The sequence below is a fragment of the Streptomyces sp. NPDC001315 genome (genome assembly GCF_042896175.1).
In the GTDB taxonomy this organism is placed as follows: Bacteria; Actinomycetota; Actinomycetes; order Streptomycetales; family Streptomycetaceae; genus Streptomyces.
This window is the reverse complement of record NZ_JBIAWZ010000018.1, coordinates 12,430-36,429: the sequence shown is the minus strand read 5'-3', so window position 1 is coordinate 36,429 and position 24,000 is coordinate 12,430. Positions and strand designations below refer to the sequence as shown.

General features: G+C 69.8%; 21 protein-coding genes and 2 pseudogenes. 8 read left to right on the top strand and 15 right to left on the bottom strand.

Going from position 1 to position 24,000, the window contains the following annotated elements:
- Positions 1–231: 231 nt before the first annotated feature.
- The gene (locus ACFY16_RS33475; protein WP_390650976.1) at positions 232–2,127 is read left to right on the top strand and encodes an SMI1/KNR4 family protein; all 1,896 of its coding nucleotides are present in this window, start codon (positions 232–234) and stop codon (positions 2,125–2,127) included.
- A 287-nt stretch (positions 2,128–2,414) separates the two neighbouring features.
- Here the strand turns inward: ACFY16_RS33475 and ACFY16_RS33470 are convergent, their stop codons facing one another.
- From ACFY16_RS33470 to ACFY16_RS33435, 8 genes and pseudogenes are all read right to left on the bottom strand, one after another.
- The gene (locus ACFY16_RS33470; RefSeq protein WP_390650975.1) at positions 2,415–4,625 is read right to left on the bottom strand and encodes a xanthine dehydrogenase family protein molybdopterin-binding subunit; all 2,211 of its coding nucleotides are present in this window, start codon (positions 4,623–4,625) and stop codon (positions 2,415–2,417) included.
- Positions 4,622–5,611 carry an FAD binding domain-containing protein gene (locus ACFY16_RS33465; RefSeq protein ID WP_390651073.1) on the bottom strand — a complete coding sequence of 330 codons (990 nt, stop codon included), beginning with the start codon at positions 5,609–5,611 and terminating at the stop codon, positions 4,622–4,624. The genes ACFY16_RS33470 and ACFY16_RS33465 overlap by 4 nt, the downstream gene beginning before the upstream one ends.
- A gap of 2 nt (positions 5,612–5,613) precedes the next feature.
- Positions 5,614–6,132, bottom strand: a complete 519-nt coding sequence (locus tag ACFY16_RS33460) for a (2Fe-2S)-binding protein (protein WP_390650974.1) — start codon at positions 6,130–6,132, stop codon at positions 5,614–5,616.
- A 342-nt stretch (positions 6,133–6,474) separates the two neighbouring features.
- Positions 6,475–6,765, bottom strand: coding sequence for a hypothetical protein (locus ACFY16_RS33455; RefSeq protein WP_390650973.1), 291 nt, complete (start codon positions 6,763–6,765; stop codon positions 6,475–6,477).
- Positions 6,766–6,848: 83 nt separating this feature from the next.
- The gene (infA, locus tag ACFY16_RS33450; protein ID WP_010981942.1) at positions 6,849–7,073 is read right to left on the bottom strand and encodes a translation initiation factor IF-1; all 225 of its coding nucleotides are present in this window, start codon (positions 7,071–7,073) and stop codon (positions 6,849–6,851) included.
- Positions 7,070–7,861 carry a GNAT family N-acetyltransferase gene (locus ACFY16_RS33445; protein WP_390650972.1) on the bottom strand — a complete coding sequence of 264 codons (792 nt, stop codon included), beginning with the start codon at positions 7,859–7,861 and terminating at the stop codon, positions 7,070–7,072. The genes infA and ACFY16_RS33445 overlap by 4 nt, the downstream gene beginning before the upstream one ends.
- 280 nt (positions 7,862–8,141) lie before the next feature.
- Positions 8,142–8,558: pseudogene (locus tag ACFY16_RS33440) on the bottom strand (NAD(P)/FAD-dependent oxidoreductase); the annotation flags it as partial.
- 7 nt (positions 8,559–8,565) lie between these two features.
- On the bottom strand, positions 8,566–8,991 hold the full coding sequence (locus tag ACFY16_RS33435) for an arsenate reductase ArsC (RefSeq protein WP_390650971.1): 426 nt from the start codon (positions 8,989–8,991) through the stop codon (positions 8,566–8,568).
- A gap of 90 nt (positions 8,992–9,081) precedes the next feature.
- Between ACFY16_RS33435 and ACFY16_RS33430 the strand changes: the two genes are divergently transcribed.
- From ACFY16_RS33430 to ACFY16_RS33420, 3 genes are read left to right on the top strand one after another with little or no spacing between them, the layout of a single operon-like run.
- Positions 9,082–9,396 (top strand): ArsR/SmtB family transcription factor, encoded by a 315-nt coding sequence (locus ACFY16_RS33430; protein WP_390650970.1) that lies wholly within the window; start codon positions 9,082–9,084, stop codon positions 9,394–9,396.
- Positions 9,397–9,434: 38 nt separating this feature from the next.
- Complete coding sequence (locus tag ACFY16_RS33425) at positions 9,435–10,223, top strand: aquaporin (protein WP_390650969.1); 789 nt, start codon at positions 9,435–9,437, stop codon at positions 10,221–10,223.
- Positions 10,220–11,275: an ArsO family NAD(P)H-dependent flavin-containing monooxygenase gene (locus ACFY16_RS33420; RefSeq protein WP_390650968.1), complete on the top strand. Its 1,056-nt coding sequence runs from the start codon at positions 10,220–10,222 to the stop codon at positions 11,273–11,275. The genes ACFY16_RS33425 and ACFY16_RS33420 overlap by 4 nt, the downstream gene beginning before the upstream one ends.
- A 151-nt stretch (positions 11,276–11,426) precedes the next feature.
- Here the strand turns inward: ACFY16_RS33420 and ACFY16_RS33415 are convergent, their stop codons facing one another.
- Both ACFY16_RS33415 and ACFY16_RS33410 read right to left on the bottom strand, forming a co-directional pair.
- Complete coding sequence (locus tag ACFY16_RS33415; RefSeq protein ID WP_390651072.1) at positions 11,427–12,227, bottom strand: sulfite exporter TauE/SafE family protein; 801 nt, start codon at positions 12,225–12,227, stop codon at positions 11,427–11,429.
- A 201-nt stretch (positions 12,228–12,428) separates the two neighbouring features.
- Entirely contained in the window at positions 12,429–12,800 is a 372-nt protein-coding gene (locus ACFY16_RS33410; RefSeq protein WP_390650967.1) for an ArsR/SmtB family transcription factor, read from the bottom strand.
- A gap of 241 nt (positions 12,801–13,041) precedes the next feature.
- Here ACFY16_RS33410 and ACFY16_RS33405 point away from each other — a divergent pair, with 241 nt between their 5' ends.
- Positions 13,042–14,409 carry an FAD-dependent oxidoreductase gene (locus ACFY16_RS33405; protein ID WP_390650966.1) on the top strand — a complete coding sequence of 456 codons (1,368 nt, stop codon included), beginning with the start codon at positions 13,042–13,044 and terminating at the stop codon, positions 14,407–14,409.
- 29 nt (positions 14,410–14,438) lie between these two features.
- A complete protein-coding gene (locus ACFY16_RS33400; protein ID WP_390650965.1) occupies positions 14,439–14,906 on the top strand; it encodes an ArsI/CadI family heavy metal resistance metalloenzyme in 468 nt (155 codons plus the stop codon).
- A gap of 190 nt (positions 14,907–15,096) precedes the next feature.
- Here ACFY16_RS33400 and ACFY16_RS33395 read toward each other — a convergent pair whose 3' ends face one another.
- The gene (locus ACFY16_RS33395) at positions 15,097–16,395 is read right to left on the bottom strand and encodes a DUF4241 domain-containing protein (RefSeq protein ID WP_390650964.1); all 1,299 of its coding nucleotides are present in this window, start codon (positions 16,393–16,395) and stop codon (positions 15,097–15,099) included.
- 630 nt (positions 16,396–17,025) lie between these two features.
- Positions 17,026–18,657 (bottom strand): MFS transporter, encoded by a 1,632-nt coding sequence (locus ACFY16_RS33390; RefSeq protein WP_390650963.1) that lies wholly within the window; start codon positions 18,655–18,657, stop codon positions 17,026–17,028.
- 1,154 nt (positions 18,658–19,811) lie between these two features.
- On the opposite strand from ACFY16_RS33390, the gene ACFY16_RS33385 reads away from it, so the two are divergent.
- Positions 19,812–20,432, top strand: a complete 621-nt coding sequence (locus ACFY16_RS33385) for a TetR/AcrR family transcriptional regulator (RefSeq protein WP_390650962.1) — start codon at positions 19,812–19,814, stop codon at positions 20,430–20,432.
- Here the strand turns inward: ACFY16_RS33385 and ACFY16_RS33380 are convergent.
- Complete coding sequence (locus ACFY16_RS33380) at positions 20,413–21,771, bottom strand: MATE family efflux transporter (RefSeq protein WP_390650961.1); 1,359 nt, start codon at positions 21,769–21,771, stop codon at positions 20,413–20,415. The two genes, ACFY16_RS33385 and ACFY16_RS33380, sit on opposite strands and share 20 nt — an antisense overlap.
- Positions 21,768–22,754 carry a phosphotransferase family protein gene (locus tag ACFY16_RS33375; protein ID WP_390650960.1) on the bottom strand — a complete coding sequence of 329 codons (987 nt, stop codon included), beginning with the start codon at positions 22,752–22,754 and terminating at the stop codon, positions 21,768–21,770. Before ACFY16_RS33375 ends, ACFY16_RS33380 begins: the two co-directional genes overlap by 4 nt.
- 264 nt (positions 22,755–23,018) lie before the next feature.
- Between ACFY16_RS33375 and ACFY16_RS33370 the strand changes: the two are divergent.
- Positions 23,019–23,459: pseudogene (locus ACFY16_RS33370) on the top strand (zinc ribbon domain-containing protein); the annotation flags it as partial.
- A 31-nt stretch (positions 23,460–23,490) separates the two neighbouring features.
- On the opposite strand, the gene ACFY16_RS33365 reads toward ACFY16_RS33370, so the two are convergent.
- The gene (locus ACFY16_RS33365; RefSeq protein WP_390650959.1) at positions 23,491–23,913 is read right to left on the bottom strand and encodes an ester cyclase; all 423 of its coding nucleotides are present in this window, start codon (positions 23,911–23,913) and stop codon (positions 23,491–23,493) included.
- Positions 23,914–24,000: the final 87 nt, after the last annotated feature.

The following is a 24,000-nucleotide window of genomic DNA, read 5'->3' as shown; positions in this document are numbered from 1 at the left end:
CCGCAGACCTCCCCGCCGGAATGAGCGTCGAACCAGTGCAGTCCACGCGCCCTGGCGGAGCCCACGTCATCTATTTCGATCACGGCCGGGGGTGGCTGCGGTACGTCTTCATGCCACGCACAGTCGACCCGCAGATTGTGATCGACGAATGCATCCGGCTGTAGGCCGGCCTTCGCAGCATGCTGCATCGCAGGCAGGCCCGTTGTCAGTGCCGGATGACACCATCGGGCCATGAGTGGCGAGTCTTTCAAATGGCATGACTTCCTGGGACGTTGGCAGGAGGAGTGGGTTCCGCGCGCGGACGAGGACGCGGACGGGGACGGCGGGCAGATTGTCGTCCCTCTGGGCAGGCCCGGGGCGGACGAGGCGGCGATCGCCGCGGCCGAGGAGCGGCTGGGGCAGCGGCTGCCGCCCTCGTACCGGGAGTTTTTGGCCGTGAGCGACGGATGGCATGTGGACCAGACGGCCGGGGTCTATCAGCTCGGCGGCGCCGCGGACATCGGCTGGTTCCAGGATCCGTACGACATGACCCCGCTGTACGAGGAGAATCTGGGCGACAACCCGCGCAAGGAGGACGTCCTGCTGGCCGGGATGTGGCAACGGGCGCTACGGCTGGAGACGGACTCCGACATGTCGTACGCCCTGCTCGACCCGGGCGACAGCGACCAGGACGGCGAGTGGGCGCTGTACGTCTACAAGGGCTGGAGCGGCGAACTGCCCGACCGGTACCCGTCGTTCCGCGCGTACATGGAGGCCATGTACCGCGGCTTCCACGCCGACCGGGTTCAGAGAGCCGACTTCGTGAACGCGACCACGCGCGCCCAGGACGCCCATGTGGAGGAGGCCCGCCTGCTGGCCCTGCGCGGACGGTACGAGGAGGCCCTGCCCCTGCTCGAGGAGGCGCTGTCCTTCGGACGGCCACGAAGTGCCGTCCTGCTGAACCAGCTGAGGCATCTGCTGGCTCCGCACAGCTCCCGGGATTACGGCAATCTGGTAACCGACCCGCGCTACCTGCCCGAGATTCTGCCCATGCAGGCCATGACGCCGGCACGCGGCGAATGGCGGCTGGGCGGCGACGACCACTGGCTCGGGATGATGACCGCCCGCGGGGTCGCCCGCAAGACCGCCGAGGCCGTACTGAGCACACTGCGGGACGGCACCCATCGCTACGCGCCTCCCGGACCATGGGGCAGGGCCGTCACCGAGGCCCGGGAGTCGGCCCGCTGGGGGCCGACCGACGCCGCGTGGCGGGTGCTGCGGGACGCGCTCCCGCTGTGGGAGGCGCCGGGGCCCTTGCTGATCGCCCCGATCGGCCTGCTCGCCGATCCGGTCCTGGGTGCGCTGATCACCCCGGAACGTGGGCGGGAAATCCTCGCGACACCGCGGGCCGGGGAGAGGGGACCCGTTCCTGAGCCGCTGCCCGATCTCGACCCGCCGGGCCTGGCCTGGCTGACGGAGCCTGCGGCGAACCGGCAGCCGCTCGACGGATACCGCTGTGTCTGGGTCGAGGGGATCGACCCCGGCCGCCTGCCCGCCCTGATCGGCGAGGAAGGCGCCGAACTGAGCGCGCCCGCGGATCCGCTGGCGCGCTGGCGGGCACCCAAGTCCCACGAAAGGGAGGGCGTGCAACCCTGGGAGGACCGGGCCGTGGTCGCTGTCGGCCGCACCGCCGAAGCCTGGGCCTTCGCCTTCGACGGCCACTCCCACCACCACCTGAACAAGCTGTTTCTGTCCCCCGCTGCGGCCGCCTCCTCGGCCGGCCGCGCGGTCGTGGTGTGGCGCGATGCGAGGCGCTCGTCCCCGGGTGACCACCCGGCCGCGTTCCACTTGTCGGTGGCCGAACAGGGCCAGGAGCTCTACGCCTTCACCGTGCGGGGTACGGAGATCCAGCGCTCCGGTGCGATACCCCAGGCCCTGGACCCCGCACGGCTCTTCAGCCCGGACAACAGTGAACTGGAGGGCGAACTACGTGTATTGGACGCCCTGCACACCGAACTCGGGCTTTCGCTCCCCCGCTTCGCGCTGACCCAAGGCGCGCTCCACACCTTCACCACCCGGTCCTGGACCCGGGCGCCACGCGCGGGCGAGGGGTTCGCCTACATCAGCTTCGTGCGGCACCGGCCCTGAACTCGGGCGGGCCCGCATCCCCCGGTGGAAGGCGGGCCCGCGGGCGACGACCGGCCGTGGCTCAGCCCAGGTTGAACGCGCGGGCGCTGGTCGCGCCGGTCTCCTGGGCGACCTCCGTGAGGACCGGCTGTGGCACCGTGTCGTCCATGGTCAGGGCCGCCAGGGCCTCGCCGCCGACGAGGCCCTGGCCGGGTTTCTCCCCGGACTACGGCGGTTCGATACGGCGCCGGACGGTGGGGCCGGCGACGGGGACGGCTCCGCGGCTCATCGGCCGAGGAGCCGGTCTCTCAGAGCATGAGCTGGTCGATGGTGAGGGGGAGGGAGCGGATGCGGCGTCCGGTGGCGTGGAAGACGGCGTTGCCGATGGCCGCGGCCAGGCCGACCAGTCCGACTTCGCCGATTCCCTTGGTGCCGACGGCGGTTGCCCGGTCGGGCCCGCCGACGAACAGCACGTCCATGTCGGGAATGTCCGCGTTGACAGGCATGAGGTAGTCGCCGAACGTCGCGTTGGCGATGCGGCCGGTGCCCTGGTCGGTGGCTGTTTCCTCGAACATCGCCTGGCTGATGCCGCCGACCGTGCCGCCGACGATCTGGCTGGTGGCGGTTTTCTCGTTGAGGATGCGACCGCCGTCGATGGCGGACACCACCCGTGCCACGCGCAGCAGGCCCAGCTCGGGGTCGATGCGTACCTCGACGAATTTCGCGCCGAAGGCGCCGGCGATGGCCATGCCCAGTTCCTCCTTCAGAGGAGGCGTGCTTCTGCCGTCGGCGCTGAGTTCCTCCAGACCATGCCGGGCCAGGATGTCGACGTAGGGCTCGCCTTGTTCGGGGTCCGCGATGCGGTGGAGGCGCCCGGCGGTGACCGTCACTTCATCGAGCGCGGCTGCGCGCAGTGGGGATTCGGTGTCGTCGCGCACCAGGTCGAGGAATTCCTGCGCCAGGCGTCGGCAGGCGGCGTGGATGGCGTTGGCGAGGGCGCCGGTGAGGCCGGAGCCGCCGGCCTGTGGTGAGTACGGCATGTCGGAGTCGCCGAGGTCGAAACGCACTCGGGTGATGTCGAGTCCCAGAAGCTCCGCCGCCAGCTGGGTCATGACGGTGTAGGTGCCGGTTCCGATGTCGGTGGCGGCGCTGCGTACGTATGCGGAGCCGTCACGACGCACGGAGGCGCGTGCCTGGCACGGCACCTGGTAGAAGGGGTAGGAGACACCGGCCAGGCCGTAGCCGATGAGCCAGCGGCCGTCCCGCATGGAGCCCGGTTGCGGCGTGCGGCGCGACCAGCCGAACCGTTCGGCGCCTTCCAGATAGCACTCCCGCAGTGCCTTGCTCGACCAGGGAAGGCCGAGTACCGGGTTCTCCTCTGCGTAGTTGCGCAGGCGGATCTCGAGGGGGTCCATACGGAGGGCGTAGGCGACTTCGTCGATGGCGGACTCGAGGGCGAAGTTGCCCTGGCCCTCGGCCGGCGCGCGCATGGAGCCCGGGCAGGGGATGTTCAGGCGTGCCTGCCGGTCGCGGGTCAGCACGTTGGGGCAAGCGTAGGAGAGGGCGGATCCGAGGGAGACCGGTTCGTAGTCGTCGTCCTCCATCGCGACCGACGAGATGCCGTGGTGTTCGATGGCGACGAGGTCTCCCTCGCGGGTGGCACCGATCTTGATCTGCTGGACGCTGTTGGGCCGGTGCCCGACGGAGGTGAACATCTCCGGCCGGGTCAGGACCAGCTTGACCGGACGCTTGACCTCGCGGGCCGCGAGCACGGTGAGGATGACGTGGGGCCACACGCGCAGGCCGGCCCCGAAGCCGCCTCCGACGAAGGGGGCGAGCACGCGGATGCCGCTCTCGGGGACCTTGAAGATCGCGGCCAGTGAGGTACGCACGTTGTGCGGCCACTGGGTGGAGTCGTGCACGGTGAGCGCGTCCCCGTGCCAGGATGCGAGCGTGGCCATCAGGCCGAGCGGGTTGTTGGTGTTGTCGGGTGTGGTGTAGGTGCCCTCGACGACGATGTCCGCCTGGGCGAATCCGGCGCCCACGTCGCCGCGTTGGGTGTCCAGCCCCCAGGGGTTCTCGACGATCTCGGCACGCGGGTCGTCGACGTCGAGCACGGCCTCGGCCGCCTCGTACTCGACGCGTACCAGCCGTGCGGCGTGCCGGGCCTGCTCCGCGCTCTCGGCCACCACGACCGCGATGTGCTGACCGTGGTGCAGGACGCGGTCGTCCTGCAGCGGAGCCGGAGGCGATCCGCCCAGCAGCGTCACCGGGCCGCGTTCCAGCTTCGGCGCGGTCAGATGCGTGATGACGGTCAGCACACCCGGCGCCGCCAGGGCCTTGGTCACATCGATGCCGCGGATGCGCCCCGCGGCGATGGTGCTGCCCACCAAGGCGGCGTGCGCCATACCGGGGACGGAGAAGTCGTTGGGGTACTGCGCCGCTCCGGTCACCTTCAGGGGGGCGTCCACGCGGTCAAGGCCTGCCCCGACGGTCTTGCCGGTTTCCAGAGTCGTCATGACAGCGCTCCCGCAACGGTCTCGAGCGTGCGCACGAGAGTGCGCTTGGCCAGCTCCACCTTGAATGCGGTTCCGGGTAGCGGCCTGGCCCCCTCGAGGGCCGCCTCCGCCGCCGTACGGAATACGTCGGCCTCCGCGCGGGCCCCCTCCAGGAGATCCTCCGCGTCCCGGGCGCGCCAGGGGATGGTGCCGACCCCGCCCAGCGCCACGCGCGCCTCCTGAATGAGGCCGTCCTCGATGACCAGAGAGACGCCGGCAGAGGTCAGCGCGAACTCGTAGGAGACGCGGTCACGGACCTTGATGTAGTGAGACCGTGCGCCTTGGGGAAGTAGGGGGATCTCGACTGCAGTGATCAGCTCACCGTGCCGCAGCACGTTCTCGATGTGGGGTGTGTCGCCCGGCGGCAGGTAGAACTGCGTCAGGGGAATCGACCGTGCACCGTCCGGGCCCTGGACGTGGACGATCGCGTCGAGCGCGGTCAGTGGTACCGCGACGTCCGAGGCGTGCAGGGCGATGCAGTGGTCGCTGGTGCCCAGGATGGCGTGCATACGCTGGATTCCCGTGATGGCGGCACACCCCGAGCCCGGGGTGCGCTTGTTGCAGGCGGTGACGGTGGGGTCTCTGAAGTACCGGCACCGGGCTCGCTGCAGCAGGTTTCCGCCGATGGTGGCCATGTTGCGCAACTGGGTCGAGGCGCCGAACAGCAGGGCTTCCCGGACGAACGGCAGTCTCTCTCCTACGACGGGGTCGGCGGCCAGCTCCTCCATCGTCGTGAGCGCGCCGACCCGGATCGCCGAGCCGGTGTGCGTGATGCCGCCGAGGGGGAGGCGGGTGATGTCGATGAGCCGTTCGGGGTGGAGAACCCCGTCCTTCATCAGGTCCAGCTGCGTGGTGCCGCCGGCCAGGAACGACGCGTGCGGATCAGCGCTGACAACGGCCACGGCCTGGTCGGCGTCGGTGGCCCGCGCATACTCGAAGGGGTGCATCGTCAACCTTCCATTGTCACTTCGCGAATCGCCGCGCGAATGTTCGGGTAGGCGCCGCAACGGCAGATGTTGCCGCTCATGAACTCGCGAATGTCCTCCTCCGAGTTCGCACGTCCCTCGGCGATGAGGCATACGGCGGACATGATCTGCCCCGGCGTGCAGTAACCGCACTGGAACGCGTCATGCCTGGCGAAGGCCGCCTGCATGGGGTGCAACTCGCCGTCGACCGACAGCGATTCCACGGTGGTGATCTCCCGCCCCTCGTACTGCGCGGCCAGCGCGAGACACGACACCACGCGCTTCCCGTCGACCATGACCGTGCAGGCCCCGCACGCACCCTGATCGCACCCCTTTTTCGCTCCGGTGAGGCCCAGGTGGTCACGCAGCGCGTCAAGCAGCGTGACCCGCGCATCGAGCCGGAGCCGGTGGAGTGTGCCGTTCACGTTCAGGGTGACGTCGACCTCGTGCACGGTCGGCGGCGCCTGTCCGGCCGACCGTGCCCCGGTTTCCGCATGCTTCATGGCGCCTCAATTCTGATTTTCCGGAGGATCACTTGCCCGGCAAGGGAAAATCTTCAGATTCTGGCCCAACACTCAGATGTCGCGACTCAGTAAAAGTCGCACTCCGCCAATTTGTGCAATTATGCCATCGAATAGAAATGGTTGCCGTGCACCTATGCGGTGTGGCTTGTTTCGCGATTCTCGTGCTCGACGCGCCAGCAAATCGAACGTGTGTCGGCGTCGTTCCAGGTCGTGGAGTGGTAAGAAGTCGGCGACCCACGAGTCCGTTCAAGAGACGCATACTCCGGCTGCGTCAGCCAAAGCGAACAGCCGTGTGCGGCCCGGCTGATGGGGGCGCACACGTCACGCAGTGCGGGTGTGAGCAGCCCGGAGGGTGGGCTCATGGACGCCGGACGCCGGACGCCGGACGTCTGATGCAGCGCGCTCTGCAGAAGAGGGCGCCGGGGTTGAGGCCAAGGAAGCGAGGAGGGCGCGGCGTTCGGCGGTGGGAGTGCCGGGGTCGGCGTGGTAGATGACAAGCGTCTGCCGGTCCGTGTGGGTGATCAGCAGTTTCTCGTGACGCAGTTCCAGGGATCCGACCTGAGGGTGGTCGAAGGTGATGGTGGTCGAAGGCGATGGTGCCGCTGCGGCCATGCGAGCCATCATCGGGGCCCCGGTCACGGAAACACCGTGACCGGGGCCCCGGGATCAGCTGCCGCGGAAGGTGCCGACCGCCGCTAGTTCCGGTACCGGAACACGATCCGGCCGCGCGTCAGGTCGTACGGCGGGAGCTCCACCAGCACCCGGTCTTCCAGCATGATCTTGATGTAGTTCTTGCGGATCTTCCCGCTGATGTGCGCGAGCACCTGGTGACCGTTCTCGAGCTCCACGGTGAACATGGCGCTGCGCAGGCACTCGACGACCTTGCCCTCGACTTCGATGACGTTCTTGTTCTTCGTCATCGCACCAGCTCCAGGTTGCTGCTCATCGGCCGGGCGCCGATGCCCTCGAACAGCGCCGAGCCTGCTTGGTTGGACTCGTGGACTTCGGTCCAGGCCGCGGCGACCCCGGAGCGGTGCAGCGTCCCCAGCGCGTGGGCCAGCAGCGCCCGCGCGATGCCGCGGCGCTGCTCGCCGGCCCGGACCGCGACCAGCCCGATGCGCGGCCGCTTCACCGTCACCACCCGGATCAGACCCAGGTAGCGGTCCGGCGCCGCGGCCACCGCGTACTTCGACGGGTCGACGATGGTGTCGCCTTCGGGGCGGTGAATTACCTCCGCGGGCATCGACCGCCACCCGACGGTCGCCTCGACTTCGTCACGGATCGCGCGGTCCACCGCCCGCAGCAGACTCTCGTCCGCCTGACCGGCGGGCACGATCGTCACGCCCGAAGGCGGCATGACTGCTTCGAGCCCTGTGACCCGCGGGTCGGTCGGCACGACGTACTCCCACTCGCGGCGCCGGATCGTGAAACCGGCCCGCCGCCAGCCGGCCGTCAGCTCGACGTCGGCTTCGTCGACCACCGTGTACAGCGGCGCCGGCAGTTCCGCCAGCATCGCCTCGGCGAGCCGGTCGAAGGTGGCGTCGTGCCAGGCGTCGATGCTGACGAACAAGCGTCCGTCGGGCCGATGCTCCGCATGCCCGCGTCCGACCACCAAGTCGTCATCCAGTGCCTGCCATTGCCTGTCCGCGACGCGCGTGATCATCACCGCGTTCTCGCTCAGGCCAGATGTGAAAGGCTTCGTGTTCATCGGAGTCTCCTTCCAGGAGTGCCTCGATCTCAGGCGCTCCTGGCGACACCGAACGTCAGCCGCCGGACCGTGACGGGTTGGGGGAGCACCCATGGGTAACTGTGTTCACGGGGCTCACCTCCATATGACGACTTCACGGTCCACCGCGAAAGTAGCAGCGGCCCGCCGCCTCGCTCAAATCATTTCCCATGAGCTCGTGACGCGATCACGATCCGGTCCTCTTGAGGCACCTTCAGCAGATGAGGCAAGCCAACGAGAGGAAGGAGTTCCTCCTTGGGCAGCCCGAGCTTGCGGTAGCCCGAGCTTGCGGTAGCCCGAGCTTGCGGTAGCCGGAGCCGGTGGCGATGATCACGGCCTTCGCGCGGTGTACGGTCCCGGCGGAGTCGGTCAGCAGCTTGATGTCACCGGTCAGGTCCACGGAGACGATGTCGTCGTCGATCATCTCGGCGCCGAACTTCTCCGCCTGGGCCCGTATGGTGACCATCAGGTCCGGGCCGTCGGCCCCGTCGGGGAAGCCGGGGAAGTTCTCGACCTCGGTGGTCGTGGTGAGTGAGTTGTCGACGAATATGGAGCTGCGGAACAGCAGCGGCTTGAGCTGGGTGTGTGCGGTGTAGAGAGCCGCGGTGTATCTGGCCGGGCAGGACCCGATGACGATGACCTCGCGTACGTCCTCGGCGCCTGTCGTGGCGGTCGTCATGGTGAGGTCAGCTCTCGTGCTCCTTCTTCGTGTCGATCTCGGCGACGAGCCCCTCGATGAGGCCCCTGATCTCGTCCCGGATGGGGCGTACGGCCTCCACGCCCTGGCCGGCCGGGTCGTCCAACTGCCAGTCGAGGTAGGTCCTGCCGGGGAAGTACGGGCAGGCGTCGCCGCAGCCCATGGTGATGACGTAGTCCGACGCCTGGACGGCCTCGGGTGTGAGGACCTTCGGCTTCTGGTCGGAGATGTCGATGCCCGCCTCGGCCATGGCGGCCACGGCGGCGGGGTTGACCTGGTCGCCGGGGAGCGAGCCCGCGGAGCGGACCTCGACCCGGTCGCCCGCCAGGTGGCGAAGGAACCCGGCGGCCATCTGGGAGCGGCCTGCGTTGTGGACGCAGACGAAGAGCACGGACGCGAGCGGGGTGTCGGACATCGGTTCTTCCTTCGTGGCAGGCGGGCTCCGTGGCAGCCGGGGCTCAGCCCGGACTGGTATCAGCTCTAACTGATGTGAAAGTATCAGTCCATGCTGACGTCAGTCGACACTGATCTGATGCGGGTTCTGGCCGACCCGCTCCGCCTTCAGATCGTCACCCTCCTTGCCCGGGAGACGCTCTGCAGCACGCACCTGATCGAGGAGACGGGGGCGAAGCAGACCAACCTCTCCAACCATCTGAAGGTGCTGAGAGAGGCGGGCGTGGTGGAGACGGAACCGTGCGGCCGGTTCACCTACTACCGGCTCAAGCCGGAGGTCATCGCCACCCTGGCCGGCCAGTTCGCCGAGCTGGCGCAGACCGCGCGCGCCACCGCCGAGAACACCGTCAAGCGGTCCTGCCCCTGATCCCCGCCCTTTGCGGCGACCTGCACCGAGGAGTTCTGTTGACCGCCACCGAGGCCACCGAGCACGATCAAGCCGAGGAGTCCGCCACAGCGCCCGGCACCGAGCCCCATCCCGCCCCGGGTGCCCCCCTGCCCCGGACTCCTCCGCTGATCGCAAAGGCCGCCGCCGAACTGATCGGCACCGCTGCCCTGGTGGCGGTCGTGGTCGGCTCCGGCATCCAGGCCACCGAACTGACCAAGGACGTCGGCCTGCAGTTGCTCGCGAACTCCACGGCCACCGTCTTTGGCCTGGGTGTCCTGATCCTCCTGCTCGGCCCGGTCTCCGGCGCGCACCTCAACCCCGTCGTCACTCTTGCCGAGTGGTGGAGTGCCCGCCGCGGCGGCGCGGGCGTCTGCCTGCGCGAGGCGGCTGTCTATGTTCCCGCCCAGATCGTCGGCGCGATCGCGGGTGCGATCCTTGCGGATGCGATGTTCGGTGAGCCGCTGGTGAAGTGGTCCACGCACGACCGCTCGGCCGGGCATCTGCTGCTCGGTGAGGTCGTCGCGACGGCCGGTCTGATCCTGCTGATCTTCGGCCTCGCCCGTGCCGATCGCCTGCGCTTCGCCCCGGTCGCGGTCGCCTCCTACATCGGCGCCGCGTACTGGTTCACCTCGTCCACGTCGTTCGCCAACCCGGCGGTGACCATCGGCCGCGCCTTCACCGACACCTTCGCGGGCATCGCCCCCAGCTCGGTCACGGGCTTCATCGCCATGCAACTCGTCGGCGCCGCGGTCGGCTTGGCGCTGGTGGCGCTCATCTTCACGCCCGGCCGGAAAGCCGCCGCGTGACACGTACGTCCCAGGTGGTGGTGATCGGCGGCGGCCAGGCCGGGCTCGCCGCCGGCTACCACCTGCGCCGCCTCGGCCTCGACTTCGCCATCCTCGACGCCCAGACCACGCCCGGTGGCGCCTGGCAGCACGCCTGGGACTCACTGCACCTGTTCTCTCCAGCCGCGTACTCCTCGCTGCCCGGCCGTCTCATGCCCGCGCAGACCGGCCAGACCTACCCCGATGCGGAGCACGTGGTGGAGTACCTGACCGACTACGAGAAGCGGTACGAACTCCCCGTCGAACGGTCCGTGCGCGTGATCGGCGTCCACCGGGACGGCGCGTGCCTGCGGGTGGAGACCGACTCGGGCACGTGGCAGGCCCGCGCCGTGATCAGCGCGACGGGGACCTGGTGGCGGCCCTTCCTGCCGGCCGTCCCCGGCCGCGCGGTCTTCGAGGGCCGCCAGCTGCACACCGTGGCCTACACGCGTCCGCAGGATTTCGCCGGCCGCCGCGTGGTCGTCGTAGGGGGCGGCAACTCCGGCGCCCAGATCGCCGCCGACCTCGCGCACGACACCCAGCTGACCTGGGTCACCCAGCGCCCGCCCCGCCTTCTGGCCGACCACATCGACGGCCGCGCCCTGTTCGACGCGGCCACCGCCCGCCGACGCGCCCTCGACGCAGGCCACACGGACACGGGCGGGGTCACCTCACTCGGAGACATCGTCGCCGTCCCGCCCGTACGCGAAGCCCGCGACCGCGGCCTGCTCACCGCGCGCCCGATGTTCTCCCGGCTCCACCCCGCCGGTGTCGAGTGGGCCGACGGCACCCGCGCCGAGGCCGACGCGATCATCTGGTGCACCGGATTCCGGCCCACCCTCTCCCACCTCGCCCCACTCCAACTCCGCGGCCCGCGCGGCCACATCGCCACGACGGGCACCCGCGCGGTCGGCGAACCGCGCCTGCACCTGCTCGGCTACGGCGACTGGACCGGCCCCGCCTCCGCCACCCTCATCGGCGTCGGACGCCCCGCCCGAGAGGCCACCCTCGAGATCGCCGACCTGGTCGCGTAAGGAGCCCGGCCGCAGATCCGCGAGGATGGGCATCCCCAGACCCCACTTGACGTGCGCGAGCCTGCACTTGTGCCTGGAGCAAGCAGCGCAGGAACCCGTGCGGAGTGCTCTCGTGAGTGAGGTCTCCCGCGTGGGTTCTTGGGGCCGGGGCTCAGCTCAGGGTCTGGGCGGCGTACAGGGCGCCGAGGGCTGTGGCGAGGGTGCCGAGCAGGAGCCGTAGGGCTCGTTCGGGCATGCGGGGCTGGAGGCGTGCGCCGAGGTAGCCGCCGATCAGTCCGCCGGTGCCGCAGGCGAGCCCGAGCCACCAGTCGGGGGCGACGTCTCCGGAGCTCACGAGCGACAGCAGTGCGTAGACGGCGGCGCCGACGAGGGAGGTGGCGAAGGTGGCGGCGAGCGCGGCCGGGGCGACACGTGCCACGGGCAGACCGCGTCCGGCGAGGATCGGGCCGAGGAGGGAGCCGCCGCCGATGCCGTAGATGCCGCCGACCACGCCGACCGCCAGGGCGAGGCCGGTGAGGGTGCGTGGGGACAACTCGCCTGCGGGCGGCTGCCGGTGGTGTGACGGGGTGAGGGCGCGCAGGCACAGCCACAGGCCGAGCGGCAGCAGCAGGGTGGCGATCAGGAGCCGGAAGACGCCCGGGCCGGGGAGGGCGAAGACACGGATGGCGGCTCCGAGGACGACGCCGGGCAGCGTGCCCAGCACCAGGCGCCGGACGAGGGCACCGCGCAGGGCGCCGTCGTGGCGGTAGCGCCACAGGGCGCCGGGACCGGCAACGACGTTGAACAGCAGGTTGGTCGGGGTGACCGCCGGGTTGGGCACGCCGAAAACGCTGAGCTGGACGGGGAGGAGGAACACCGCGCCAGACACGCCGACGGGTGCGGTCACGGTCGCGATCAGCAGGCCGGCGGCCAGCCCTCCCGGCACCGTCCAGTCCACCCTCGCCCCCCGCATCCCCGAACCCTTCGAACGCCCGGCCAGTATCAGCGTCGTGGAGAGCGGCGGGGTGGCCCGCAACAAGATGTTCATGATCGGCTGCCGTAGCCGGGGCGGTAGCCGAAGCCGTCCGCCGCCGAGCCCCCGGGGACTGCGGCGGGGGCGCGAGCACTGGCCCGCCCCCGCATGGCAGGCGGGCGCCCTGCGCCGTCGTGGTGGTCAGGCTGCGGTCGGGACGATGGTCAGCAGTTTGCCCATCGCGGCCAGTACGGACGGTTCGACCCGGTAGTAGACCCAGGTGCCGCGCCGTTCGGAGGTGAGCAGGCCGGCCTCCTTGAGCTTTTTCAGATGGTGGGAGACGGTCGGCTGGGAGACACCCACGTCGGAGATGTCGCACACGCACGCCTCGCCGCCCTCGTGCGAGGCGACCAGCGAGAACAGCCGCAGCCGCACTGGGTCGCCGAGTGCCTTGAACATCCGCGCGGCGGTCTCGGCCTCCTCCGCGGTGAAGGGGCGTTCCGTCAGCGGCGGGCAGCACGACGCCACAGCCTCACCGGCATCCAGCAGCGGCAGCACCTTCGTATTCGACATGCATCTATGTTGACATACATCGAACCAGCGGTGCGAGGGCCGGTCGGCCTCGGGTGCGGGCAGGCGGGCGGTGATGTGCCGCGCGGCCCGGACGGTATTCCACCCGACACGCGCGGAGATTTCGGCGACAGGCTGCGCCGCCCCTGCGGATTTGATGAATGTCTATGTTGACGTTCATCGATACAGGTGCCATCCTGGGCCGCGCAAGCCATCGACGAATGTCGAAACAAAGGGGATGTTCGTGAACGCGCCCACCACTGACCAGCTGCCCGTCGTGGTCGTCGGAGCCGGCCCCGTCGGCCTCGCTGCCGCCGCCCATCTCATGGAACGCGGCCTCGAACCGCTCGTCCTGGAGTCCGGGCCCTCCGCCGGCACCGCCGTGCGGGCCTGGTCGCACGTGCGGCTGTTCTCCCCCTGGGCCGAGGTCACCGACCCGACCGCCGAGAAGCTCCTCGCCCCGACCGGCTGGAACCGCCCCGACGGCGCCGCCTACCCCACCGGCGCCGACTGGGCCGAACAGTACCTGCAGCCGCTCGCCGACGTCCTCGGCGACACGGTCCGCTACGGCACCACGGTCACCGGCGTCGCCCGCGCCGGCCGTGACCGCATCGTCGACTCCGGCCGCGACGAGCAGCCCTTCACCGTCCACATCCAGCTCGCCGACGGTCGCGAGGAGCGGATCACGGCCCGCGCCGTCATCGACGCTTCCGGCACCTGGTCCACCCCCGGTCCGATGGGCGCCGACGGCCTGCCCGCCCTCGGCGAGAAGACGGCCGCCGAGTGCATCTCCTACCGCGTCCCCGACCTGGGCGATGCGGCCGTACGCGCCCGGTACGCGGGCAAGCGCACCGCTGTGATCGGCTCGGGAGCCTCCGCCTTCACCGCCCTCGCCTACCTCGCCGATCTGGCCAAGGAGGAAGACGGGACCCACGCCGTGTGGATCCTGCGCCGCGGCATCAGCGCGAACACGTACGGCGGAGGCGAGACCGACCAGCTCCCCGCGCGCGGCGCGCTGGGCCTGCGCGCCAAGGCCGCCGTCGAAGCCGGCCACGCGAGCGCGGCCACCGGATTCCGCACCCAGGCCGTGGAACGCGACGCCGACGGTCAGTTGGTCCTCGTGGCGGAGGACGGCCGCCGCCTGGACCCGGTCGACGAAGTCATCGTCCTGACCGGCTTCCGCCCCGACCTGTCCTTCCTCTCCGAAATCCGCCTCGGCCTCGACGAACGCCTCCAGGCCCCCACCGCGCTGGCCCCACTGATCGACCCGAACGTCCACTCCTGCGGCACGGTCTACCCGCACGGCGTCAACGAACTCGCCCACCCGGAGCAGGACGTCTACCTGGTCGGCATGAAGTCCTACGGCCGCGCGCCCACGTTCCTCGCGATGACCGGCTACGAGCAGGTCCGCTCCATCACGGCGGCGATCGCCGGGGACCGCGAGGCCGCCGAGCGCGTCGAGCTGACCCTGCCGGAGACCGGAGTCTGCGGCGGCGCGGGCCTGTTCGACGACCCCGACGCCGCCCCGAGCAGTCAGGGCGGCGGCTGCTGCGCCGCCCCGGCCACCCTGCAGATCGGCATCGGCGCCCCTGCCGCTTCCGGCGGCTGCTGAACTCGCCACCCAACCGAAGGAGGTTTGCCATGACGTCCCGTGTACAGCTCGCCCTGCGCGTCCCCGACCTCGATGCGTCCGTCGCCTTCTACAGCAAGCTGTTCGGCACCGAGCCCGCCAAACTCCGCGACGGCTACGCCAACTTCGCCATCGCCGAGCCCCCGCTCAAGCTCGTCCTGATCGAAGGCACCGCGAGCGAGGCAACGCGCATGGACCACCTCGGTGTCGAGGTCGACAGCTCCGACGCCGTCCACGCCGCCACCACCCGCCTGAGCGAGGCCGGCCTCGTCACCGACGTGGAGAACGACACCACCTGCTGCTACGCCCTCCAGGACAAGGTCTGGGTCCACGGCCCCGGCCAGGAACCCTGGGAGGTCTACGTCGTCAAGGCCGACGCCGACACCCTGGCCAAGCAACCGGGCAGCACCTGCTGCGCAGATCCGACCACGGTCGGCGCCGACTCCAAGGAACCGGCCGCACCGGGCAACTGCTGCTGACTCTCCGCTGACCAACCCCCCACCAGCGAGGCCGCGACCGGGACAGGGGACCGGTCACGGCCCCGCGCCACCCTGCCCGCTCTGTGCGCCACCCAGATCACCAGCTGGGGAATCGTCTACCTGTTCTGTTCGTGGAGGTCCCGTCGTCGTCGGCAGTACGTGGCGGGTCTCGGACTACGTGTAGGCCACGTCAGGCACCGGCGGTGGCGCCGTCTTCTGGGAGCAGCTCGGGCATCCCCTCCACCAGTACTACGACCCCGACCACCTCGCCGGCCTCGGAACGGCCGACCCAGACGGGATAGGTGCCGTCCCCCGTGGTCGCGAAGGCCGCCAGCTCGCCGCCGGAGGCCTGGTCCCGGGTACGCAGCAGGTACATGGAGTCGCTGAGGTCCTCGTAGACATCCGGGTCCAGGTCCGGGTCTCCCTGGATCAGCCCTTTCTCGAACAGCGCGAGGAGGGGTTCCCAGGCTCCGGCATCGGCGAAGCAGCCGGTGGCGCCGTCGGTGTCGAAACCGGAGATCTGGTTCTCGATGAACAGCCGGAGGTCGTCGTCGGGCCTGAGCGCCATCTCCCAGGACGCGGCGGGAGCCTCGCTGACGAGCAGGCGGACGGCCATGGTGTCGGTACGGGTGACCTCGCTCCCCTCCCACTCGCAGTGGTAGGTGTGTCTGGCCTGCGCCTCCTCCAGTACGTACTCCCCGGGCGGGACGGGGACCGTGATGTGCGGGCCGTCGCCGTGGTCGATGTCCGGGCCGGAGACGGCCAGCAGCCCGCTGGGTACGCGCAGCGTGCCGATGCGGCGTGGTTCCACGATCGTCATCTCGGGGTGGTATCCGTCGGTCACGCGCACCCCGGGCCGGAACAGCTCACCGATCGATCCGGGCTGCGCGGGGCGGGGCGGACGCCAGCAGGTGGCGGGAGCGAGGCCGCTACCGTCGTCGGCTGCCGCGGCCGCCTCGCTGATCTCGAGGACCGGCGGCTCTGCCAGCCCATGGAACCGGGCCGAGAGAAGCGGCCACTCCCCGAAGACAGGCCGGTCCGCCCAGTGCTCGTCGCGGCGGACCCTGGGCACGGTGACGTGCGCGCCCCCGCCCTTGCCTCGGGGCTCCTCCGTCCTCTGGCCCCTCCCGTCCGGCAAGAGCTCCATGGTGATGCGCGGACACGCCTCGTCGAATTCCGTCATCTCCGGCCCGGTGTAGTTCCAGCCGACGGAATACCGGCGCAGCAGCCGAGCCGGGTCGTCCAGCAGCCGCATGTCCAGTTCGCAGGTACGGCGGCCCTGCGCGTCGTAGACCCACAGTCCGACATAGTGATCCCGCCAAGAGACGAGCCGGACCTCCAGCGGAGCCTCCCGGCCCGCCGCCCGGTACACCACCACGTACGGAAGCCCGGCGGCATCCCGCGCACGGGCCTCCTCCACGGATATCGGCTGCCAGGGGACGCGCGTCTCCAGGTCCCACGCCTGCGCGTACCCCACCTCGACCACCATTGGCACTCCCCCCGCTCGCGTACGTATCGAGCTGCAACATAGCTGCCGCCTGTGACAACGGCCTTACCCGGCCGGGCGCGGGCACCCCCGCCCAGATGGTCTTCCCAGCCGCACCCCATTTCGTCGGCGAGCACCGCACCGCCGTGTGCGGCGATGGTCTCGCGCAGCCAGCTCATGCCGCGCACCTGGCACGGCCGCAGTCCGGCGGTGAGCGCCGTGCGCAGTTCGGCCCCCATCGCGGTGGTGTGCCGGAAGACGGCGGCGGCATGCTCCGCCGTCGTCACGGCGATACCCGTGGCATCGGGAACAGCGTGCGCCGCGACCGGCAGGGCCGATTCTCCGCCCGCGATCCACGACCGCCAGGCCTCCACAGACCGGCCGGGCGAGTCGAGGGGCGCATCGACGAGCCGGTCCGACTCGATCAGCGCGCAGCCGACGTCGGACACCCCGAGCCTGCCGAGGTCCGGCGCCGGGACGGCCAGGGGGATGGTCTCGATGTCACCGAGGGGCCAGGCCGCCCCCACGGCGCCGCCGGACCAGGTCCACAGGGCGAACATGTGACGGTCAGGCAGCTACGTGGCCTGGCTGTCCGGTTGCACCTGAGGGAGTTTTCGCCTGGTTCCCATGGCGTCAGTGGCTGCCCACGTCGTCGCCCTCGCGGGCGGGAGGGACTTCGGCCCCGGCCCGGGGAGACGCCTCGTCCGCAGCGGGGCCGGCTTCCTGGTCGCGTTCCCGTTCGCGCCCGGCAGCGGCGGGCTTCCGGACCGAGCGCAGGGCGATCAGCAGCACGGCCGCTCCGAAGAGTGCAATGAACATGATCCAGACCGCGCCGACGTGCATGGCGTGGACGAACGCGTCGTCGGCCGCGTGCGCGAGCGCGGGCCGGTGGGTCGCGGTGGCGACATGCCGGGCCTGCTCGGCGGAGACCCGCGCCTGCTCCCGCATCGGTCCCGGCGTACCGCCCAGCGAGGGCTCGATCGCGTGCCGGTACACGATCGACATGATCGTGCCGCCGACGGCGATCCCGATGACGCTGCCGGTCTGGCGCACGGTGTTGGTGACGGCCGACCCGGCACCGGCTCGTTCCAACGGCAGCGTGCTGATCAGTGCCGCGGTCACCGGGCCGATCACCATGCCGATGGACAGGCCCTGGAAGAACAGCAGGATCTCGATCCGGACGAGGGGGGTCCGCAGCCCGAAGAGCCCGTACGCACCCATGGTCAGCGCCGCCACGGTGAGGGCCGGCACGCTGACGAGCCGCAGCGACCAGCGGTGCACCAGACGCGCGCCGACGGGCGCGCCCAGGAGCGCGCCGATCGCGGTCGGGAGACTGGCCAGGCCCGCCTCGATGGGCGAGAAGCCGCGTGCGCCCTGAAGGTAGAACGCGTTGTAGAAGGTGACGGCGGCCATGGCGAAGAGGAGCAGTCCGAGCGCCACGTTGCCGCCGCCGAAGGTGCGTTGAGCGAGCAGCCGGGGATCGAAGCTGGGCACCTTGACGCGCAGTTCGACGAGCACGAAGGCGGCCAGCAGGACCAGGCCGATGGCGATCGGCGCCCAGACGTCCGTACGGCCCCAGGCCGCCACCTGACCCGCGCGGATCAGCCCGTAGGCGAGCGCCGCGAGGCCGCTGACCGACAGCAGCATCCCGGCCGGGTCCAGCGACCTCACCACGGGGCTGCGGAAGTTCGGGACCAGCAGGACGATGCCGATCAGGGCCAGCACCACGACCGGGACATTGACCAGGAAGACCGAGCCCCACCAGAAGTGGTCGAGAAGCACCCCGGCCAGCACCGGGCCCACGGCCATGCCGACACCGGCGGAGGTCGAGAAAACGGCGATCGCGGTCGACCGCGCGGGGCCGGTGAAGGTCCACATGAGAATGGCCAGGTTGGCGGGCGTGATCAGCGCGCTGCCGACACCCATCGCGGCCCGGGCGGCGATCAACTGGCCCGCGTCGCCCGCGTACGCCGCCCACACCGAGGATCCGGCGAAGACCAGCAGGCCCGCCGCGAGCACGGCCCGGTGGCCGAAGCGATCGCCCAGCGCGCCCGCGGTGAACATCAGGGTGGCGAAGGCCAGCGTGTACGAGCCGGTGGCCCATTGGAGCTCGGCCGGGCTGGCGTTCAGTCCACGGACCGGGTCCGCGAGGGTCTCCAGGGTGGTACTCAGGACGGTGTTGTCCAGCCAGATCAGCAGTGAACACACCATGAGAACGGCGAGAATCAACTGTTGCCTGAACTTCGGCAACGCAGATGTAGTCATGAATACCCTCGGACGCGGTCGAGAAAACCTGACGAGCGGACCGTAGGCAACCATCAGGCAGGTGTCAATTCCTGGGTACTCGTGCGCGGTTGGCGATTTCAGTGCGGTGTCGAGGGCATGCCGCCAAGGTCTCTGTCAATTCTTGGACGCGTATACGGGAAACTGGTTTATCAAAGTTTCGAGGGCATGTTGCCAAGCTCCCTGTCAATTCCTGATCCTGCGGTTGACCTCGTGCGAACTCCGTGCCCCCGAACCTGAAACGGGGCAGGGGGTAGGCGCCGCCGGCTGCTCCCGGTTGCCCGCCGACGCCTGGGCCGACGCCTGGGCCGCCGCCCGGGCAGGGGTCGCCGGGAGCGGAGGGGTAACCAGACGGCAATGCCGTGCGGGCGGTTCTTTCGACCTGCCGGTTCAGCAGGTCGAACGTTCTTTCCTGTGTGTCTTTCAATTGGGAGGATCAGAATTCACCCGGGTCGACGGACCGAAAGTCGCTGGAGTGTGCGCGGAGCGGCAAGGGGATGACCCTGCAGGGCCAATGGTGGAGCGAGAGCGGCAGCTATGTCTCGACATTCTCTCGGTGTTCTCGTTGGATTCGGATCGTCCGGCTCTTCACTGGCGTGGTCAGGTGATCTCGGGTGGCGAACTGAACCGCTCCGTCTTCGAGATATTCCATGCGTTGCGTGACAGTGGTGTATGGAAAGGTGATTTAGTAGCAGGGCGATTGCAAAGTCAGGGTGGTGTGCAGGTCACGGCGATGTCCCCAACTGCGGGTACCGGACAGGAAGTACGTCACATCCCGCCGGGGGTCGTGCTCCACCCCCTCGCCGCGCCGGTGACTCGTTCGGTCTTCGCTGTGACGCGTCGCAGCGGCACCCAGCACCCCGCCGTCCGGGTCGTCCTGGACGCGCTGCTGTCCTCCACGGACTCGGCCAATCCGACACAACCCCAGGTTCCGAGTGGGGACCCTGTTCGTCAGTAGTGCGCACCGAAGCCGCGGCCGCCGCGCGCCTCGAAGAGAGCGTCCCATCGCGTTGCCCACTGCTGCGAGCGCCGTGCGACCACGAGCGCCGCGCGACCGTCATGGCTGACTCCCTGTGACCCGTCTACATCGCGTGTGCACTCGACATGGTGACGATCGTGGCTGCGATTATGGGGGCATGTCTGCTGGTGAAGCTAATGCGCCTGCGTCTTCGGGCGGGTATGCGAAGGGGCGTGCGCGCCGTGAGCAGATCGTCACGACGGCCGTCGAGGTGTACGCGGATGTGGGTTATCACGGCGCCTCGTTGCGGGAAATCGCGAAGCGGGCGGGGATCAGTCACGTGGGGCTTCTGTACTACTTCCCCAACCGCGAGGCATTGTTGGCGGCGGTACTTGAGCGCCGGGACAAGGAGGACGTCGCCCGGACTGCGCCGAAGGTGTTCTCGCCCAGGGCGGCAGTCGAGCACCTGGTGGATCTGGCCGATCACAATGCCCGGCATCCGGGGATGGTAGAGCTGTATGTGCGGCTGGCCGCCGAGGCGATCGCGGACGACCACCCGGCGCACGGCTATTTCAAGGAGCACTACACGACGACGCGCGAGTATGTCCATCGCGCGATGAGGGAGTTGGCGGAGCAGGGGGCGTTGCGCGACGGGGCCGATCCCCGGACCATGGCGGAGGGCTTCGTGGCCTTGATGGACGGGTTGCAGGTCCACTGGCTGACCAGCCCCGATGCAGTGGACATGGCCGGAGTGCTCCGTTCGTACGTACAGCAGCTCCTCAGGGAGCCGTCGGCGTAGTGCCGCGCAGGCGTCGCAGCAGCAGGAGTGCGCCGGCGGCGGTGGCCAGTTCGCCGGCGGACAGGGCTGCCCAGACGCCGCCGGTGCCGAGGTGGCCGAGGATCACGAGGAGCGGGACCTTGATCAGGAGCAGGCTGCCGATGGAGATCAGGTAGGCGGCTGCCGGGCGCCCCAGGGATTGGGCGTAGGCCGCTGCCAGCGGGGCGATCCCCGCGACGGTCAGGCCGATCGCGAGGACGCGCAGTGCCTGCCTTGCGGTAGCGATGGTGTCGGCGTTGCTCAGGAACAGCCCGACCAGGGGGCCGGCCAGCAGGGCGAGGGCGGCGGCGGTGAGCAGTCCGTACAGCAGGGAGCCCAGCAGGGCGATGTTGCGGGCCTGCAGGGCGCGCTCGGGCAGATCCCGGCCGGTGTTGTAGCCGACGATGGGCTGCAGTCCCTGGCTGATGCCGGTGTGCGGCATCATCACGAAGGTCTGCAGGCGGGCACAGACGGCGTAGGCGGCCAGGGCGGTGGCCGATCCGGCTGAGGCGAGAGTGGAGTTGACGAGTACGGCGAGCAGCGTGACGCCTGTTCCGGCCAGGAATGAGGGCAACCCGACCCCCAGCAGCGCGCGCAGCGTCGGGCCGTGGGGCAGGAGGTCCCTGGGGCCGACGCGGTAGGGGCGGCGGCGCTGGCCGAAGAAGAACCACAGGCTCATCGCGGCGGAGACGGCCTGGCCGCCGACGGTGCCGAGGGCCGCGCCCCGTACGCCCATGCCGAATCCGAAGATCAGCAGCGGGTCGAGGGTGATCTGCACGGCGACCGGTGCGAGCCACAGCAGCGTGGAGTACCCCATGCGCCCTTCGGCGCGTACCAGGCTGGAGAATCCGGTCGAGACCAGTGCTCCGCACAGCAGTACCACGGCGTAGGGGTGAGCACTGTCGCGCAGTTCGTCGTGGGCGCCAAGAAGGGTGAGCAGCGGGTCGAGGAAGGCCAGGCCGATCACGGTGGTGGAGGCGGCGCAGATCCAGAACAGGGTGAAGGAGTTGCCCGCCGCCCGGGCGGCGGCCCGCGGGTCTCCCGCGCCCAGAGCGCGGGAGACGAGTGAGGCGCCGCCCGCGCCGACCGTGGTGGACACCGCGCCGAGCAACATCAGCAGCGGGGCGACCAGGTTGACGGCGGCCATCGCGGTGTCGCCCACGCCGTGGCCGACGAACCAGGCGTTGGTCAGGGCGTAGATGCCGTACACGCCGACCGCGGCCGTGGTCTGGGCGCAGGAGCGCCACAGCAGCCGGGCCACCGGCTCGGTGCCGAGCCGGGTGGTGTGGTCGGTGGCGGGGGTGGTGCGTGCGATGGTCACTGGCGGGTGCGGCCGAGCAGCGCCATGGCCTCGTCGAGCCGGGGGCGGGCCCAGTCGTACTGCTTGGTGTCGGTGTGGCCGCGGTACACGGTCTCGATGACCATGATCAGCATCAGGTGCAGGCAGTACAGGCGGCGGCGCACCTGCTGGGTCTCGGTCAGCTCGCCGTGGCCGTAGCCGCGCATGAAGGGCGTCGGGTCGCCGAAGTCCGCTATCTGGGTGCCGGTGAAGCCGGCTTCGATCAACGGGTCGCCGTAAAAGGCGCGTTCGTGGTCGATGATGCAGACGAGCTTGCCGTCGCGGACCATGACGTTGCTGTCCCACAGGTCCCATTCGACCAGGCGCGGTTCGGTGACCTCGTCGAGACTGCCGGCGTGCTCGGCCACGACCGTTCGGACGGTGTCGTAGTCCCACCCGATGTCGACGCCGCGGCGTTCGCCGTCGACGAGGACGTCCTCGACCATGCCGGTGAACACCCGCCGCCAGCTCGCATCGCCCGGTCCGGTCAGCGGCCCGAACGCCTTGCCGCGCAGGGAGTTGATCTCGCGGTTGGCCGCGCCGAGCTGCTCCATGTATGCGTCGCGCTCGGCTACGGGGAGGGTCCCGGCGATGATGCCGAGGTTGTCGGCGTCGATGTATGGCATGAAGAAGTAGTCGGCGTCGCACAGTTCGTGGCTCTGGTCGGCGAAGTCGACGGTGGGGACCGCCACTGTCGTGTGCGTGCGCAGGAGGTCCAGCGTGGTCAGTTCGATCGACATGGCGCCGTGTTCGTAGGTCATCACTTCCACCTGCGGCGGCGGGGCGATCTTCAGGACGACCTCGGCGCCGTCGCGCAGGCGGATGCGATAGGCGACGTTGAACCAGCCGTGCCCCAGCTCGCTCGCCCACCCTTCCCCGGTGGGCACCTGCTCGGCGCCGTAGGCGCGCTCGATCATGGCGCGCAGTGCGTCGGGCGACTGCCTGTTCTTGGTGATGCTCTCCACACCCTGTCCTTTCGCTGATGACGAGTCGGCGCCGACGGCAGGTGCGGAGTCCCCGTCCTGGACATCGGCGTCCGGGCCCCAGGTGGGGCTGCCCCGACAGAATATTTACCACCTGGTCGAAATTATAGGGGTGCGGTGCGGTCGGCCCGCGCCGAGCGGATCGGGTGACCGTCCCGTCCTCAGCCGACACGGTCGGCCCGGCCGGCATGCTCGGCACATCGCTGTTGGAGTAGATCAATATCGGTGAGAACGAAGTCGATCGCGCGTGCGAGTGCTGACAAGAAGATCGCCCGGCAACGCCAGGACACCGGACGCAAGTGGGCGAAGGGAGTCGTTGCCGACCATGACGCGCTGGCCGTGGAGGACTTCAAGCCGAAGTTTCTCGCGAAGACCACGATGGCCGGGAAGGCCGCGGACGCCGCTGTCGGCGCCACCAAGCAGGCCCTGATCGAGAGGGGCCGCAAGCACGGGCGCGACGTTCGCCTGGTCCACCCCGCGTACACCACGATGGACTGCGCGCAGTGCGGAGCGAGAGCCAAGCACGCCCTGCCGCTGGGGGAACGCACCTCTACCTGCACCGCCTGTGCAGGCGTCTCCCCAAGAGACAAGAACTCAGCACGCGTGATGCTGATCCGGGCTGGTCTCGTCCCGGCCGGCGTTGAGGGCACAAGACCGTCCGGGGTGCTGCCCCGGACGGCTGCCTGAGCCAGGAATTCCCTCCCAGGGAGGGGAGGATTCAAAGGCCCAACTGGTCGCGCATCGCGTCGGCGTCGCGCAGGGCCCAGTGCTCGACGATCCGGCCGTTGCGGACGCGGACCATATCCATGCTGAGGACCTCGTAGCGTCGGCCGGTGTCCGTGTGGGTGCCCCGGCTGGTGTACCGGTTGACGGAGGTGTCGCCGCAGACGACGTTCTGCTCGATCGTCACCGAGACGTCGTGGAACGCGCTGCCCGCGCTCATCCGCTCCCACTTCTGTCGCCAGGCACCGCGTCCCCAGTGATCACCTTGGGTGCCCCCGCGGTGGTCGACGACCTCGGGGTCGATCAGTTCCAGGGCCTCATCGAGCCGGCCTTCCAGGATCTGCCCGTAGCTCTCGACGACGCGCCGATGAATCTCTCCAGGTCCCGGGTGCGCGCTGTCCTCTGCGCCCTGCGGCATACGGCATCTCCTTTGGTGGGGACACATGAGGCAGCAATTGGGGAACTCCCCGTTTACTGCGTTCGGTTACCGTAACCGGGGACTTCC

Coding starts and splice junctions, on each gene's coding strand:
- ACFY16_RS33460 (WP_390650974.1), bottom strand. CDS start 6,132: ATGAAGCATGCGGAAACCGGGGCACGGTCGGCCGGACAGGCGCCGCCG.
- ACFY16_RS33430 (WP_390650970.1), top strand. CDS start 9,082: ATGCTGACGTCAGTCGACACTGATCTGATGCGGGTTCTGGCCGACCCG.
- ACFY16_RS33435 (WP_390650971.1), bottom strand. CDS start 8,991: ATGTCCGACACCCCGCTCGCGTCCGTGCTCTTCGTCTGCGTCCACAAC.
- ACFY16_RS33400 (WP_390650965.1), top strand. CDS start 14,439: ATGACGTCCCGTGTACAGCTCGCCCTGCGCGTCCCCGACCTCGATGCG.
- ACFY16_RS33415 (WP_390651072.1), bottom strand. CDS start 12,227: ATGCGGGGGGCGAGGGTGGACTGGACGGTGCCGGGAGGGCTGGCCGCC.
- ACFY16_RS33390 (WP_390650963.1), bottom strand. CDS start 18,657: ATGACTACATCTGCGTTGCCGAAGTTCAGGCAACAGTTGATTCTCGCC.
- ACFY16_RS33465 (WP_390651073.1), bottom strand. CDS start 5,611: ATGCACCCCTTCGAGTATGCGCGGGCCACCGACGCCGACCAGGCCGTG.
- ACFY16_RS33470 (WP_390650975.1), bottom strand. CDS start 4,625: ATGACGACTCTGGAAACCGGCAAGACCGTCGGGGCAGGCCTTGACCGC.
- ACFY16_RS33455 (WP_390650973.1), bottom strand. CDS start 6,765: ATGGCCGCAGCGGCACCATCGCCTTCGACCACCATCACCTTCGACCAC.
- ACFY16_RS33385 (WP_390650962.1), top strand. CDS start 19,812: ATGTCTGCTGGTGAAGCTAATGCGCCTGCGTCTTCGGGCGGGTATGCG.
- ACFY16_RS33445 (WP_390650972.1), bottom strand. CDS start 7,861: ATGAACACGAAGCCTTTCACATCTGGCCTGAGCGAGAACGCGGTGATG.
- infA (WP_010981942.1), bottom strand. CDS start 7,073: ATGACGAAGAACAAGAACGTCATCGAAGTCGAGGGCAAGGTCGTCGAG.
- ACFY16_RS33395 (WP_390650964.1), bottom strand. CDS start 16,395: ATGGTGGTCGAGGTGGGGTACGCGCAGGCGTGGGACCTGGAGACGCGC.
- ACFY16_RS33475 (WP_390650976.1), top strand. CDS start 232: ATGAGTGGCGAGTCTTTCAAATGGCATGACTTCCTGGGACGTTGGCAG.
- ACFY16_RS33410 (WP_390650967.1), bottom strand. CDS start 12,800: ATGTCGAATACGAAGGTGCTGCCGCTGCTGGATGCCGGTGAGGCTGTG.
- ACFY16_RS33365 (WP_390650959.1), bottom strand. CDS start 23,913: ATGCCGCAGGGCGCAGAGGACAGCGCGCACCCGGGACCTGGAGAGATT.